Origin of the sequence: Microcystis sp. LE19-41.2A (assembly GCF_027530405.1) — a bacterium.
Taxonomy (GTDB): Bacteria; Cyanobacteriota; Cyanobacteriia; order Cyanobacteriales; family Microcystaceae; genus Microcystis; species Microcystis aeruginosa.
In genome coordinates this window covers 1-12,974 of sequence record NZ_JAPZQJ010000155.1, presented here as the reverse complement: position 1 = coordinate 12,974, position 12,974 = coordinate 1, and the positions used below count along the sequence as shown (strand labels likewise).

Annotated in this window: 11 protein-coding genes; 5 read left to right on the top strand and 6 right to left on the bottom strand. The window is 41.4% G+C overall.

Annotated elements, in window-relative coordinates; genetic code table 11:
- Position 1: 1 nt before the first annotated feature.
- Positions 2–184 carry a hypothetical protein gene (locus O9290_RS06550; protein ID WP_288086835.1) on the bottom strand — a complete coding sequence of 61 codons (183 nt, stop codon included), beginning with the start codon at positions 182–184 and terminating at the stop codon, positions 2–4.
- Between the two features lie 74 nt (positions 185–258).
- Here O9290_RS06550 and O9290_RS06545 point away from each other — a divergent pair, with 74 nt between their 5' ends.
- Positions 259–1,068, top strand: coding sequence for an SDR family NAD(P)-dependent oxidoreductase (locus tag O9290_RS06545; protein WP_288057103.1), 810 nt, complete (start codon positions 259–261; stop codon positions 1,066–1,068).
- 280 nt (positions 1,069–1,348) lie between these two features.
- Here O9290_RS06545 and O9290_RS06540 read toward each other — a convergent pair whose 3' ends face one another.
- The 5 genes from O9290_RS06540 to O9290_RS06520 all read right to left on the bottom strand — a co-directional run bounded on the left by O9290_RS06540 (position 1,349) and on the right by O9290_RS06520 (position 7,783).
- Positions 1,349–2,215 (bottom strand): 6-pyruvoyl trahydropterin synthase family protein, encoded by an 867-nt coding sequence (locus O9290_RS06540; RefSeq protein ID WP_288057104.1) that lies wholly within the window; start codon positions 2,213–2,215, stop codon positions 1,349–1,351.
- 389 nt (positions 2,216–2,604) lie between these two features.
- Positions 2,605–2,778: a type II toxin-antitoxin system HicB family antitoxin gene (locus O9290_RS06535; protein ID WP_002758496.1), complete on the bottom strand. Its 174-nt coding sequence runs from the start codon at positions 2,776–2,778 to the stop codon at positions 2,605–2,607.
- A gap of 8 nt (positions 2,779–2,786) precedes the next feature.
- Positions 2,787–3,188, bottom strand: coding sequence for a hypothetical protein (locus O9290_RS06530; protein ID WP_002758495.1), 402 nt, complete (start codon positions 3,186–3,188; stop codon positions 2,787–2,789).
- Positions 3,189–3,208: 20 nt separating this feature from the next.
- A complete protein-coding gene (locus O9290_RS06525) occupies positions 3,209–3,736 on the bottom strand; it encodes a hypothetical protein (protein WP_288058326.1) in 528 nt (175 codons plus the stop codon).
- Positions 3,737–3,796: 60 nt separating this feature from the next.
- Positions 3,797–7,783: a magnesium chelatase subunit H gene (locus O9290_RS06520; RefSeq protein WP_288058324.1), complete on the bottom strand. Its 3,987-nt coding sequence runs from the start codon at positions 7,781–7,783 to the stop codon at positions 3,797–3,799.
- Positions 7,784–8,491: 708 nt separating this feature from the next.
- Between O9290_RS06520 and O9290_RS06515 the strand changes: the two genes are divergently transcribed.
- The 4 genes from O9290_RS06515 to O9290_RS06500 all read left to right on the top strand — a co-directional run bounded on the left by O9290_RS06515 (position 8,492) and on the right by O9290_RS06500 (position 12,836).
- On the top strand, positions 8,492–8,923 hold the full coding sequence (locus O9290_RS06515) for a HEPN domain-containing protein (RefSeq protein ID WP_012264669.1): 432 nt from the start codon (positions 8,492–8,494) through the stop codon (positions 8,921–8,923).
- 94 nt (positions 8,924–9,017) lie between these two features.
- A complete protein-coding gene (locus tag O9290_RS06510; RefSeq protein WP_232023701.1) occupies positions 9,018–10,307 on the top strand; it encodes a KGGVGR-motif variant AAA ATPase in 1,290 nt (429 codons plus the stop codon).
- A gap of 5 nt (positions 10,308–10,312) precedes the next feature.
- Positions 10,313–11,806 (top strand): P-loop ATPase, Sll1717 family, encoded by a 1,494-nt coding sequence (locus tag O9290_RS06505; protein WP_272080588.1) that lies wholly within the window; start codon positions 10,313–10,315, stop codon positions 11,804–11,806.
- A 154-nt stretch (positions 11,807–11,960) separates the two neighbouring features.
- Positions 11,961–12,836 carry an N-acetylmuramoyl-L-alanine amidase-like domain-containing protein gene (locus O9290_RS06500; RefSeq protein WP_052588154.1) on the top strand — a complete coding sequence of 292 codons (876 nt, stop codon included), beginning with the start codon at positions 11,961–11,963 and terminating at the stop codon, positions 12,834–12,836.
- The last annotated feature ends 138 nt before the right edge of the window (positions 12,837–12,974 follow it).

The window sequence follows — 12,974 nt, the reverse complement described above, 5'->3', positions numbered from 1 at the left end:
TTTAGACTTGTTTTCCCTCAAAAAGTGCCGACCTTTGGAGTGATTGGGGGGAAAATTCAGGTACTTTTTCCCTGAAAATTAGGTAATTGACCCCCTGAAAATGGGTAAAACCCCACACCCCACACCCCACACCCCACACCCTGCCCCCAGGAAAAGCTTTTTCAGCAAACCCTATGTAGGGTATAGATGCACAAATCAAAGATTTCAGAAGCAAAACCAATAAATTTCTGTACTGTTGCTTAAAACAGGAGTTTGATCATGAAATTACAGGGAAAAACTGCCCTAGTCACGGGGGCATCCCGGGGCATTGGACGAGCGATCGCCTTAGAATTGGCCCGACAAGGTTTAAGCAGAATTGTGATTGTTGCCAGAGATCAAGAGCGATTAGAAAAACTAGCGAAAGAAATTGAGTCCCTAGGGGTCATTGCCACACCTTTAGCCCTAGATTTAACCGAAAATGACCTTGTTAGTCCTTCAATTATCCGCGTTTGGCAAGAATGCCGCGGCATCGATATCCTCGTTAACTGTGCCGGTATTGCCCATCAAACCCCCTTTCTACGCTCGCAATTTTCGCAAGTGCAAGCAGAAATATCTTTAAATCTGATGGCCCTGTACACGGTTACTCGCTTAATTGCCCGCCGGATGGCAATTCGGGGACAGGGAACGATTGTCAATGTTTCCAGCATGATGGGTAAAATTGCCGCTCCTAGCTTTGCTACCTACTCGGCCACCAAATTTGCCATTTTGGGTTTTAGTCAAGCTCTCAGGTCGGAATTACGGGAACACAACATCAAAGTTGTCACCCTCTTACCCTCTTTAACCGATACGGATATGGTGCGAGAATTGCAGTTATTTCGATGGTTAAAACCGATGAGCGCCGAAGAAGTCGCCCAAACCCTAATTACCGGGTTAAATAGGGACAAAACGGAAATTGTCGTCGGTTGGCAAAGTCATCTAGCTCTTTGGTGCCAAAAATTTGCCCCGAAACTGCTCGAGAAAATTGTCGATTTAGCCTCTCCCTTACGCCAAAGCAAAGGAAAGCGAGGATGGCGAGAAGTGTTTAACTAGGGTTTAATTAGGGTCTGGTGAAAAAGTTTTTCCTGGGGGTAGGGTGTGGGGTGTGGGGTGTGGGGTGTGGGGTTTTACTCATTTTCATGTGGTCAATTACCTAATTTTCAGGAAAAAAGTCCAGGGATTTTCCCCCCAATCACTCCAAAGGTCGGCACTTTTTGAGGCAAAAAAAGTCTAAAAGCGTTATCCAACAAGGTTTTTAGATTTATTCAGCAAACCCTAATTAAATCCATCAGGGTGAGCCATGCTCACCCTAATCACCTTAACCGACAGGCAATTAAACGGCTGTCAGGGTTTTTTCTAGAAGTTGTCGGGGAGCTTGAACCAAACCACGACAGTGGATTTCCGCAGAATTATTGGGACTTTCAATCAGTTTAACTTTATCTAATTGGGCTCCTAATTGGCGGATCCGTTCCCCTAATAGTTGAGCGATATGTAAGGCAATATTTTCCGCGGTGGGAACCACTTCGGCAAAGTAGGGAATATCCTTATTTAAAAAAGTATGATCGAAGGGTTCTACTACCAATTCATCGATCGCTTTTTGTAAATCCCCTAGATCTACAATCATACCGGTGCGGGGATCGATTTCCCCCGCCACGGATACTTCTAGGTGATAATTATGGCCATGACCGTTTACCCTAGCGCATTTGCCGTAGATTTCCGAGTTTTGTTCCAGGGTTAATTGCGGTAAAGCCAAACGATGGGCGGCGCTAAAATGGGTTTTGACGGTTAAAGTTGCTTCCATATCTTTTCCTTGATATTCTGCCCACAATTCGGGGTGTTCAAATAGTTGAATTTTGACTAATGGTAAATAGGGTGCTAATCTTTGCCAGATAACTCTGGCGATATTTTCTGTGGTGGGTAGGGTTTGCTGAAATTCCGGCCAGACTTGATTGAGATAGGAGTAGTCTAATTGACTGGTTATCTCTCGTTTAATTACCTGTTTCACGGTGGAGAGATTCTCCACCATGCCATAAGGATTGAGTTCTTTGTATAGGGAGACGTATAATTCGTAATTGTGACCATGACCGGGAAAACGGCTACCAAGACCAAAACGTCTTTGATTTTCGGCTTCGTCCCATTCTGGTAGATAATAGCGATGGCTGGCTGAAAACCGCGCTCGACGATTGATGATGCAATCCATAAATGTGGGCGATCGATGACTTTGTAAAGTTACGTTAAGAGTAACTCTTTCTAGCATAAACCAGTTTTGTCTCCTCCGGCTTGCGGACCGGAGAAAGTTATCCCTCAATTCCGGCAGAATGCGATCGCTGTGAGTCGAGAGTGAGAAAATTTATCTTTGAGAAGGTGAAGGAATTACTTTTTTACCACTATGATAAACTGTCTCTATCCATAACTTTCTAGCTCCCTCAATTCTTCTTTAGGAGCAATCGAGATGGGATACTTTAGTGGGCAAAAAAGTAAATTCGTAGGTCGGGTTGAGGTCACGAAACCCGACAGAAACCCTCAGTTGTTGGGTTTCACTTCGTTCAACCCAACCTACGCAAAAAGATCTACCAAAATAAACCGTCTCTATCCAAATTCGCTCGCTTCTTCAATATTAATAATCACTTCTTCTAAAGTTTCACCCTGACTCATACATCCGGGTAAATCGGGAATTAATGCCGTGTATCCTCCTTCTTCTTCGGGATAAATTGAAATCGGATATTTAAGAGACAGAAAGTATTTTAATATTGGTTGTTCCATCGATAGGTCTAAATAGGTTTGACTAAATCGCCAACTTGAGCATTATCAAAAGGTTTTAATTCATCGGATTCTACCACTTCAGATTTATAACTCCTCAATCCCAAAGAAGAATTTTCTATTCTTTTTCTATAAGTTTTTTTCTGATCGGTTTCAATTATAGATATTTTATCTTGAACGAAAATAATTCTTCCCGTACCTCTTACTAATTCGAGAAACCCTAAAGATTCGCCAGTATGGGGATCTAATATTTCTTCGTCATCGATACGATAAACCATCATTCTTTGACCTTCTCGAATTCCGTTCTGTTCACCTCTATTCATTACTAATTTATAGTCGTCAATAACCTTAACGACCGTGGCAGGAAAAGTTCCTTTGGGGGATAAAAGGGGAATTTCTGTGACGTTTTCCATAATTTCCTCTACAGGTTTAATTATTTTTTATAAATACTCGGTTTGACTTTGATTCTTTGAATAATTTTGTCTTCGTTATTAGCTAATCTGTCTAAAACATTTTGATAGCCCGCTTCTGGCTGGTCGAGAACTGTCTGTATTTTTTGATCGCTTTGTACATTTTTAACAAACCCCTCACCGATTAATACTTCAAACCCATCTTCGTCCGTATAGTAAAACGATATCATTAGTTGAGCGGCAAATAAATTTGAGGCTTCGAGTAAGCATTGAATATTATTATTTGCGTCCTTTTGAACTCGTAGGATTTTCGGAATAATATTTTGCTTGACTCTGTGATATTCTTCTAGTGCCGTTTGTAACGCCTTACATAGAGTAGCTATAGCTAATATAGCCATCGTGATTATAACAAAAAGAACCACTAGAGGAATAGGTGTCTGCCCAGCAAATACCCACGCAAGTAAACTAGCGACAAAACCCAGGAATCCCAGCACCAATGACTGAATTCCTAAAAAACTAGACCAAATTAACCCCCAAAAGTTATTTTTCATGTTTGTTCAAAACTCAAGAGACCGGTAATTAGCCAGTCTCTCAAGTCTTATCTATCTATTCTACTCGATTCCTTCGATGCGGTCCTCCACTTCTTGATAAAGTTCCTGTAAGCGGTCTAAATTCTCTTGAGAAGTTTCCCAGTAACCGCGACCATTAACTTCTAACAGGGTTCCCACCATCTTGCGGAAAGAATTAGGATTGAGATTCATCAGACGCTGACACATTTCCTCATCTTGAATAAAAGTGGTGTTGACATCTTCATAAACCCAATTATCCACCGCGTCAGCAGTTGCAGACCAACCCATGGTATTAACCAAACGCTTCGATAATTCTCGGACTCCTTCGTAACCGTGACTTAACATTCCCTCGTACCATTTGGGATTGAGTAACTTGGTGCGGGTATCCAAGCGCACGGTTTCCGATAAAGTACGCACCTGAGCGTTAGCGGTGGTAGTATCGGCAATATAGGCCGCCGGTTTTTTGCCATCATCCCGTAAACTAGCGACAACTTTTGTCGGGTCCGAGTCGAAATAGTGGGAAACATCGGTTAAACTAATCTCGCTAGAATCCAAGTTTTGGAAAGTTGCCTCCGCAGTTTTTAAAGATGCTTCAAACAACCGACGATTATCGGCCATCATCCCCGGATTATCCGAGTCGAAAGCAAAACCCTTGCGGTTGAGATACATATTCTGTAACTCTTTTTCGTCTTCCCAACTGCTATTTTCCACCGCGAGATTGATGTTAGAAGAATAAGAACCAGAAGCATTAGAAAAGATGCGGGTGGCTGCCTGTCGAACCGTTAAACCCATTTCTTTTGCTTGTTCAATAGCGTGTTTACGGACATAATTCATCTCTATCGGTTCGTTTGCTTCCGCGGCCATTTTTACCCCTTGGTCAAGCAAGTTCATCTGATTGATAAATAAATCCCGGAAGACACCAGAACAGTTGACCACCACATCAATGCGCGGTCTTCCTAATTCCTCTAGGGGAATCAATTCCAATTTATTCACCCGTCCCAAAGCATCGGGAACAGGACGAACCCCCACCATCCAGAGAATTTGTGCTAGGGATTCCCCATAAGTTTTGATATTATCAGTTCCCCAGAGAACACAAGCGATGGTTTCAGGATATTTACCGCCATTATCCAGTTTTTGCCGCTCTAACAGACGATCCACCACGATTTTAGCCGATTTTACCGCCGCTAGGGTCGGGATAGACTGGGGGTCTAAAGCGTGGATATTTTTACCCGTCGGTAAAACTCCGGGGTTACGGATGGGGTCGCCACCAGGACCGGGAAGAACGTATTCTCCTTCCAATGCTTTTAATAGCGCCCCTAATTCATTATCGGCACAAACCTGTTCTAAACAGAATTCTAGGTATTCAAACAGGGGTTTTAACGCCACCGGATCAACTTGTGGATAACCCATCGACCGTAAAGTTTCGATCCAAGGCGATTTCTTGCCTATATTCAAGAAATTCAGCTTAGAAAGCATCGATACCCGACCTTCCGCGTCGGTTTGGGACTCGACTAAAGTTGCGACAGCAGCGCGAGTCGCTAGGGTGATGTTTTGCAGTAATTCCACATCCTCTAACACCCCTCGATCGCTATTGCGATAAACTTCCTCTAGATCCCGGCCGATGCTGTTGGCAATAATTCGGGGTAAGGAAAGTAAATCGTCCTCTTCCCGGTCTAAACTGGCAATATTGACCAAAGTTGCCACCGCTTCGAGCGCCGAGGGGGGTTTCCCAATAACGTGAAGTCCGCAGGGAAGTAAGCGCGATTCAATTTCCATCAGTTTACGATAGACCGAACCGACGATATTATCCCGTTCCTCTTGACTGAGATGGGCAGTGTCACCATCAGGTAAACTTATATCTTTGTCGAGATTGACTAAGAAACATTTATCGACAATGGTATTGACAATTTGCACCCCACGCCCACTATCTTTCAGGGTTTGGTAGGAACCGATCAACTCGCTTAGTTCTTTTAACCCTTTGTAGAGTCCGGCATTTTCTGCGGGGGGAGTGAGATAGGAGATGGTTTCCGCATAACTGCGACGTTTAGCGATCGTCGCTTCGCTGGGGTTATTAGCGGCATAATAGTAGAGGTTGGGAATCATCCCGATGAGGTTATCGGGGTAGCATTCCCCAGACATTCCCATCTGTTTCCCCGGCATAAATTCTAGGGAACCGTGGGTGCCAAAATGAAGAACCGCGTCTGCTTTCCAGACTTGATTGAGATAGGTGTAGTAGGCTGCAAAACCGTGGTGGGGACTAGCAGAACGAGAAAATAGCAGACGCATGGGATCCCCTTCATAACCGAAGGTGGGTTGAACCCCAATAAAGACGTTACCGAATTCTTTGCCGTAGATTAAGAGATTTTGTCCATCACTGTTGAGGTGTCCCGGTGGTGGTCCCCAATTTTCCTCTAAACGGACGGAATAGGGGGTTAAGCGTTCGTATTCGGGTACGGACATCCGATAGGCGATATTTAGCTCCGGACTATGGTATTGTGCGGTGGCATCATGGATTACCGCTTCCATCAGTTCTTGGGGAGATGCGGGTAAGTCCTGCAAGTCATAACCATTATTTTGTAACGCTTGCATCACTTCGTATATGGAACCGAACACATCTAGATAGGCTGCGGTTCCCACATTCCCTTTATCGGGGGGGAAACTAAAGACGGTGATGGCGACTTTTTTATTGAGTTTCGGTTTCTTTCTTAGGTTAGCCCATTTTAGCGCCCGTTGAGCGATCGCTTCCACCCGGTCCTGTAAGGCGATCGCTTTACCCGTGGCCCCATCCCGGCCCGATAATATAATAGGTTCGATCGCACCGTCTAATTCCGGAATAGCAATCTGTAGCGCTACTTGAATCGGGTGTAAACCTAAATCGCTTTCTTCCCATTCCTGAGTGGTTTGGAAAACTAGCGGTAACGCGCACATATAGGGACGATTGAGACGTTTTAAGGATTCTATCGCTTTCGGATGATCTTGTCGTGCTGGACCTCCCACTAAAGCAAATCCTGTCAGGGAAATTACCGTGTCAACGATGGCAACCGCTTCCACTCCTTTTAAGCTTTTATCCCAGAAATATTCTTCTACGGGTTTAGAAAAATCTAATCCTCCAGCAAAAACGGGAAGGACTCGCGCACCCATAGACTCGAATTCCTGCACGAGAGCGACATAATGAGCGTCATCACCAGTAACGAGGTGAGTTCTCTGTAAAATTAAGCCAACACAGGGAGCCAAGGGGTCTTTGAGGTCATCGGCAATATCACTGCGGTTATTGTACCAAGCGAAGTATTCCTTGACATCCTCGAACATTTTCATGGATAAAGGATGCCAGATACCCATATCTGGATAAACTACCGGTTCTTTGTAAACTACACTGTCATCCTTGTTATCAAAGACGTACTTATCGGCCAACATTAACAGGAAATTCTCTAAATTTTCTGCGGAACCTCCCAGCCAATACTGGAAACTTAACATAAAGTTGCGTGCGTCCTGAGCTTTTTCCATGGGGAGGTATTTCAGGACTTGCGGTAAAGTTCGCAATAACTTTAACATCGCATCTTGGAAACCAGCGCCAGAGTTTTCCCTGCGCTTTTTCATAAAGTTAGCGATGACACTCTTAGACTGTCCCAATTGGGCCATGGAAAAGCTGCCCAACTTATTTAAGCGCATTACCTGGGGCATGGAGGGAAAGACGATCGCTGCGTCTAATTTATCCCGATGGGGACCGACAGCGGCCACGACTTTATCGGCTAAATCTTCGATAAAGATGAGAGAAGCAATGAAAATATTAGCTTTGGCTACATCCTCTTGAAAATTGCGATAATTTTCCCCATCGCGCAGTTCTTCGATTAAATAACCACTAATTTCGATCGCTAGTTTCGGGTTGTTAGCGTTGATTTCCCTGACCGCACTACTCAGCGCACTTTGGTACTGAGGTTCTAGCACGACATAGACCACCTTGACCAGCGATCGACCATTCAACCCGTCGGGAACTATATGACGAATGGTGGACTTGACGTGAGTGAACATATATGATGGTTCTCCTTAGGATTGCTGAGTCTGGTATGAAGGGATTTTCGTCATCGGATGACGATCGCCCTTTGTTTAAGGTATTTAGATATATGTTTCTGTTTTGTATCAGAAAATGTAACCCAAGTGAGTATTTACTCTGGGTTTTGACACAATTCGATAAATATCTTGCCATATTTTGTAACAGATGGTAAAGAGCTTTTTGAGTAAATGCTCAGGCCTTTCTTTACAAAAATTAATATTTAATCTATTGACTTTTAATTCCAAAAGTGTTATTCATTAGCACCTCAGACGAGATGTCCCTATTCAAGATCGGGGTTAGGATTCGAGGTCGTCTCGTACAGGGCCGCAAGTGCTATAACTCAATCAAGATCAGCTTTTTGTCCTTGTCCTAGACCTCTGGTAAAAATCAAAAATTGTTGTTAGGGTTAGGATTCAGTAGCAGGTAAGCTGTACTGGATTTAAACTGAGTAGGGGAAATTTTAGTACAAATGCTTGGACTGGCAACTCCGGCGCTCCAGTGCAGTCTTAAGGAGTAATTTAGACAGTCAACAGCTTAATTATAGTGAGGAAATCAGGCAATAGTTTCAGAAAATTTGGCAAGTTTAGGTTGAAAAATCAACAACAAGGAAGTAAAGTTCTTAGAGTTTCGTTATGGTGGTAGAATTTGTTTATGGCTAAAAAGTTTTTATTTGATTCGATACATCTATGACCGAGTTATTTGCTAGTGCAGCGGGACGACATTTGCAAGATGCCAAAATTTTGCTGTCTAAAAACCGTTGGGACAATGCCATTTACCTAGCTGGTTATGTAGTAGAATGCGCTTTTAAGCTTTTAGTAGAACAGTATTTTAAAAATGATCAAAGAGCCGCTAAAAAATTCGGACATGATCTCAAGGAATTAGAAGGTAAAGCGAGGGAAAGATTAGGAATTCTCTATCCTCGTTTAGAGCAACAGTTACCAGTTTCTCGCATCCGGGGAACTGTTCTAGGGCAAAATCACCCAGAAAGAAGATATTATCAATCTGGATATTGGACTGAAGATCAGGCTAACTCGGCCGTTGAATGTGCTGAAGAAATTTATCGAGATATTATTCCCAGATTAGTGCTAAACGGTTATATTTCTAGTAAGGATATTTAAGATTCTGATGATTAGTTTTAGTGAAACTTTTGCTAGGGTAAGGGAATGCTTTCAGGATTCCAGTCTTGGTTCTCTTGTAGCCAAACTAAAATCTGTGACTATTATTCGTGATGTTGAGGGAAAAATTCGCTTATTTCTAGAGTTAAAACAGGAAAACAAGATAGAATCAAACGAAGAAAACCATCTATCTACACTCCTGTCTGAAAAACTTGAGTATTACTATGGCCATGATATTTGGTGGCAAAAAGGAGAAGGAGATGCTTATAAAGCCCTGATTGATCTTATCATAGCTGAAAGAGTTCAGGCACCTTGGTTCGATGAATCGGCAAGCTTGAAATGGTATATTCTAGAACGTCATCTGGCTAAACAAGCATGGACAGAGAATAAAATTGGGCAGCAACTGCCTTGGGATTTTGAAAAAGTTGAAAAAGGATATAAACCAGCTATTGTCTCCTTTTTTTCCTTCAAAGGAGGAGTTGGTCGCACCACTACTATTGCCGCTACTGCCTTAACTTTAGCGCGGAATGGTCATCGAGTCGCTATAGTTGATCTTGATTTAGAAGCTCCCGGTCTGGCCACAATTTTTTCTGAGGATTTTGCCGATAATTCTGGTGTCATGGACTATTTGCTAGAAAAGAAAGTTCAAAAAGACAAATGGAAACTGAGTTTAAAAGATATTAATGACTCAAATTTGTTAGGAGATGAAGGTGAAATCTTAAAATTGCTACCAGCAGGAAATGTGGATCAAGATTATTTAGAAAAATTGGCTCGTTTAGACTTTCAAAATCTTGTCAATGGTCAACTACAAGGCATTTTAAAACAAATGCTAGAAGAAATAGAAAGGTTAAGCAGACCACTGGATTTTATTCTCATGGATGCAAGAGCAGGTTTTCATGATATTGGTGGTTTAGCTATTACTTATTTTTCCCATGCAGTGGTTATTTTTGGTACGGAATCTCGACAAAGTTGGGCAGGATTAACCCAAGTTATCCAACATTTAGCCCTATCTAACCCTGAGGATCCTTTACCATTAATTTTAGTTCATGCTCTCGCTCCATCTTTAGGAACAGTTGGCCGAGAAAGAGAGTTACGAAATTTTCGACAAAGAGCCTATACAATTTTCCAAGAAAACTATTATACTGAATCTGAAGATGTCCCTAACTCTAATGATACTGATGCACCATTTTTCCCGATAGTTGTCCCCTACGATAATAGTCTGCGGGGAGATATTGCCCTCTTTACTCGTGACTCACGGCACGATACTCCAGAAGAAAAAGAGAGATTAGCAAATCTCGTGAAAGTTATGACCGATTCTCCTTATCAAACTATTGCTGAAAAGCTTTGTCAATTATTTGGACGTGATGTGATTATAAACAATCGGTAAAAATTATGGCTGAATTCGATAAAAAAAAGTTACTGGAATTAATGGGAGCAGTTGCTCCTGGAAAAGCAACTGCTGAACAGGAAAGTGATGATGAAGACGTATTTCTCAAAAATTTCTTACCCGTGGTTGATTATAGAAAAGCTTTGGAGCCAAGCATTTTATTAATTCAAGGTGGTCGGGGTGTGGGTAAAACAGAATTATTTCGTTTACTAGCCATTCCCTCTGGACGAGAAGCTTTAGTTAATAGTTTAAATATTCGAGGTCTTGCTCCTTTAAATCAGACCAGATGGATTGCAGGATTTGGTCGCACTCGCAAAACTGCAAAACGATTTCCGTCACCAGAAATTATAGAAAAAGAAATGCAAAACGCTACTAATCTTGAATGGCGTAGTTTCTGGTTAGGATTGATTTTAGGTGTCATTTTACAGGAACAAGAATCTGATATTGCCAGCATTATAGGTCAAGAATTGGATCCAAATATTACTACTATTCTTAAAAATAGGTTATCGCTTTTATCAGAATGGAGAATTTTAGTTAAAGATAATTTTGAACATCTAAATTATGTTCTTGACAAATTAGACGAACAATTAATTAGTTCTGACCAATGGCTATTTATTACTTATGATGAATTGGATCGGTTATTGACTACTTATAATGCTCTAGCTAATCCGATTAGAGAATTATTAGCTTTTTGGCTCGATCGCTCTCGTCGTTGGGAGAGAATTCGACCAAAAATATTTCTTCGTACCGACCTATTTAGAGAGGAATTTTTGGGATTTCCTGATGCTTCTAAATTACAATCCCATCGGCTAGAATGGCAACGCTCTTGGCTCTATCAACTCTGGATTAAACGGTTAGCTAATTCCGATCAAGAAATGAGAGACTATTTACAGATGATCCCTAATTTAATTTATGAAAGCTCAACCCAACTAGGATGGAATGTTAGTAGTGATGAACGATTATTTGAAGAATTAATCGAAAAAATGATCGGTAAATATATGGGAGCTAGTCCTAAAAAAGGCATTACCTACCGATGGATACCTAATCATCTTCAGGATACTGGGGGTAGAATTGCTCCTCGCTCTTTTCTAAAATTATTCGACCTAGCGGCAGCCAAAAGATTAGAACGTTTTGAACAACTGACCGAGCTATACCTTCTACAACCCCCTGATCTCCAGAGTGCTTTAATGGATACTTCAGAGGATAGAATTAAAGAATTAGCACAGGAAGAATATCCTTGGTTAGAATCTCTAAAAACTAAGTTAGAAGGGTTAAAAACTCCTATGCCGAAAGAAACTTTTTTAGAGGCTGTGCGCTCAACTAAATGGAGTCCTGAAAAAGAAAACAAACCTCCCGTTCAGGAACCTGAAGGGATTGTGCAATATCTAATACAATTGGGTGTGGTGGAAAGTCAGATTGATGATCGAATTAATATACCTGAAATTTATTCATATGGGTTTAAAGTTAAACGTCGCGGTGGGGTTCAACGTCCTCAATAACTTGAGGATATCGACAATAATTTTATGTAGAATAAATAGTAAAATACATGAAACAATAATAACTAACACTAGCAGATTTTAACAGTTGACAACTCTGGTAGTTAATGTGTATTAGTCGGTGATAAACCCTATTATTTTCAGTAACCGATCAACAATGTTTTTTAATTGGATAACTTTACCCTATTTATTAATTAATCCTGTTTTAATTCCCTTGAGTATAGCTCGATCGGAAACTATTCTTGCTCAAGAAGTCAGCGATCCTAATTATCAAAAACTGGTGCAGTACGCTCAAAATCAACAACTCGATCGCTTACCCATGGCTGATATAATCCAGAATATCGCCACTCAATTTTTAGGAGCAAAATATCAAGCAGGATTACTCAATCGCTCGGCAACAGAAAAATTATTTATCTCTTTAAAAGAGTTTGATTGTGTCCTGTTTGTGGAAACAGTTCTCGCTTTGAGTCACAATTTTGCTTTAAAAAATTATCAGTATTCTGCTTTTAGTCAACAGGTTTTAAATCAACGTTATCGCCACGGTATTCTCGACGGTTATTGTAGTCGTCTGCATTACTTCTCCGATTGGATTAATGACAACCAAAAACGAGGTAATCTAGAAAATATTACTGCCAAATTAGGGGGAATTACTCTTGACAAAAAGCTCAACTTTATGAGCAAAAATCGCCCTCTATATCCCCAGTTAAAAACTCAAAGTAATTATGATTGTATTCAACAGGTAGAACAGCAATTAGAAAGCTTATCCATAACCTATATTCCCACCCCTAAGATTAAAGCCATTTATCCACAACTACAAGCAGGCGATATTATCGGTGTCGTGACTAATATTGCTGGTTTAGATACCACCCATACCGGTCTAGTTTATCGCTTTCCCGATGGCAAAATTGGCTTAATTCATGCCTCTCCTGCTGGTCAAGTTACCATTGCTAAAGACCTAGAAAAATATATCACTAAAGTGGACAAAGCCATCGGTATTTTTGTCGTTCGTTCCCTTGATCCAAGAAATAGGTAGGGTTTGCTGAATAAATCTAAAAACCTTGTTGGATAAGACTTTTAGACCTTTTTGAAATCCAAAAGTGCCTGGCATGGGAGTGATCAGGGGGAAATTCAGGTACTTTTTCCCTGAAAATTAGGTAATTGACCCCCTCAA

What these genes read in the sequence shown, in the direction of transcription:
- O9290_RS06545 (WP_288057103.1), top strand. Translation starts at nt 259, where the DNA reads ATGAAATTACAGGGAAAAACTGCCCTAGTCACGGGGGCATCCCGGGGC.
- O9290_RS06540 (WP_288057104.1), bottom strand. Translation starts at nt 2,215, where the DNA reads ATGGATTGCATCATCAATCGTCGAGCGCGGTTTTCAGCCAGCCATCGC.
- O9290_RS06535 (WP_002758496.1), bottom strand. Translation starts at nt 2,778, where the DNA reads ATGGAACAACCAATATTAAAATACTTTCTGTCTCTTAAATATCCGATT.
- O9290_RS06530 (WP_002758495.1), bottom strand. Translation starts at nt 3,188, where the DNA reads ATGGAAAACGTCACAGAAATTCCCCTTTTATCCCCCAAAGGAACTTTT.
- O9290_RS06525 (WP_288058326.1), bottom strand. Translation starts at nt 3,736, where the DNA reads ATGAAAAATAACTTTTGGGGGTTAATTTGGTCTAGTTTTTTAGGAATT.
- O9290_RS06520 (WP_288058324.1), bottom strand. Translation starts at nt 7,783, where the DNA reads ATGTTCACTCACGTCAAGTCCACCATTCGTCATATAGTTCCCGACGGG.
- O9290_RS06515 (WP_012264669.1), top strand. Translation starts at nt 8,492, where the DNA reads ATGACCGAGTTATTTGCTAGTGCAGCGGGACGACATTTGCAAGATGCC.
- O9290_RS06505 (WP_272080588.1), top strand. Translation starts at nt 10,313, where the DNA reads ATGGCTGAATTCGATAAAAAAAAGTTACTGGAATTAATGGGAGCAGTT.
- O9290_RS06500 (WP_052588154.1), top strand. Translation starts at nt 11,961, where the DNA reads ATGTTTTTTAATTGGATAACTTTACCCTATTTATTAATTAATCCTGTT.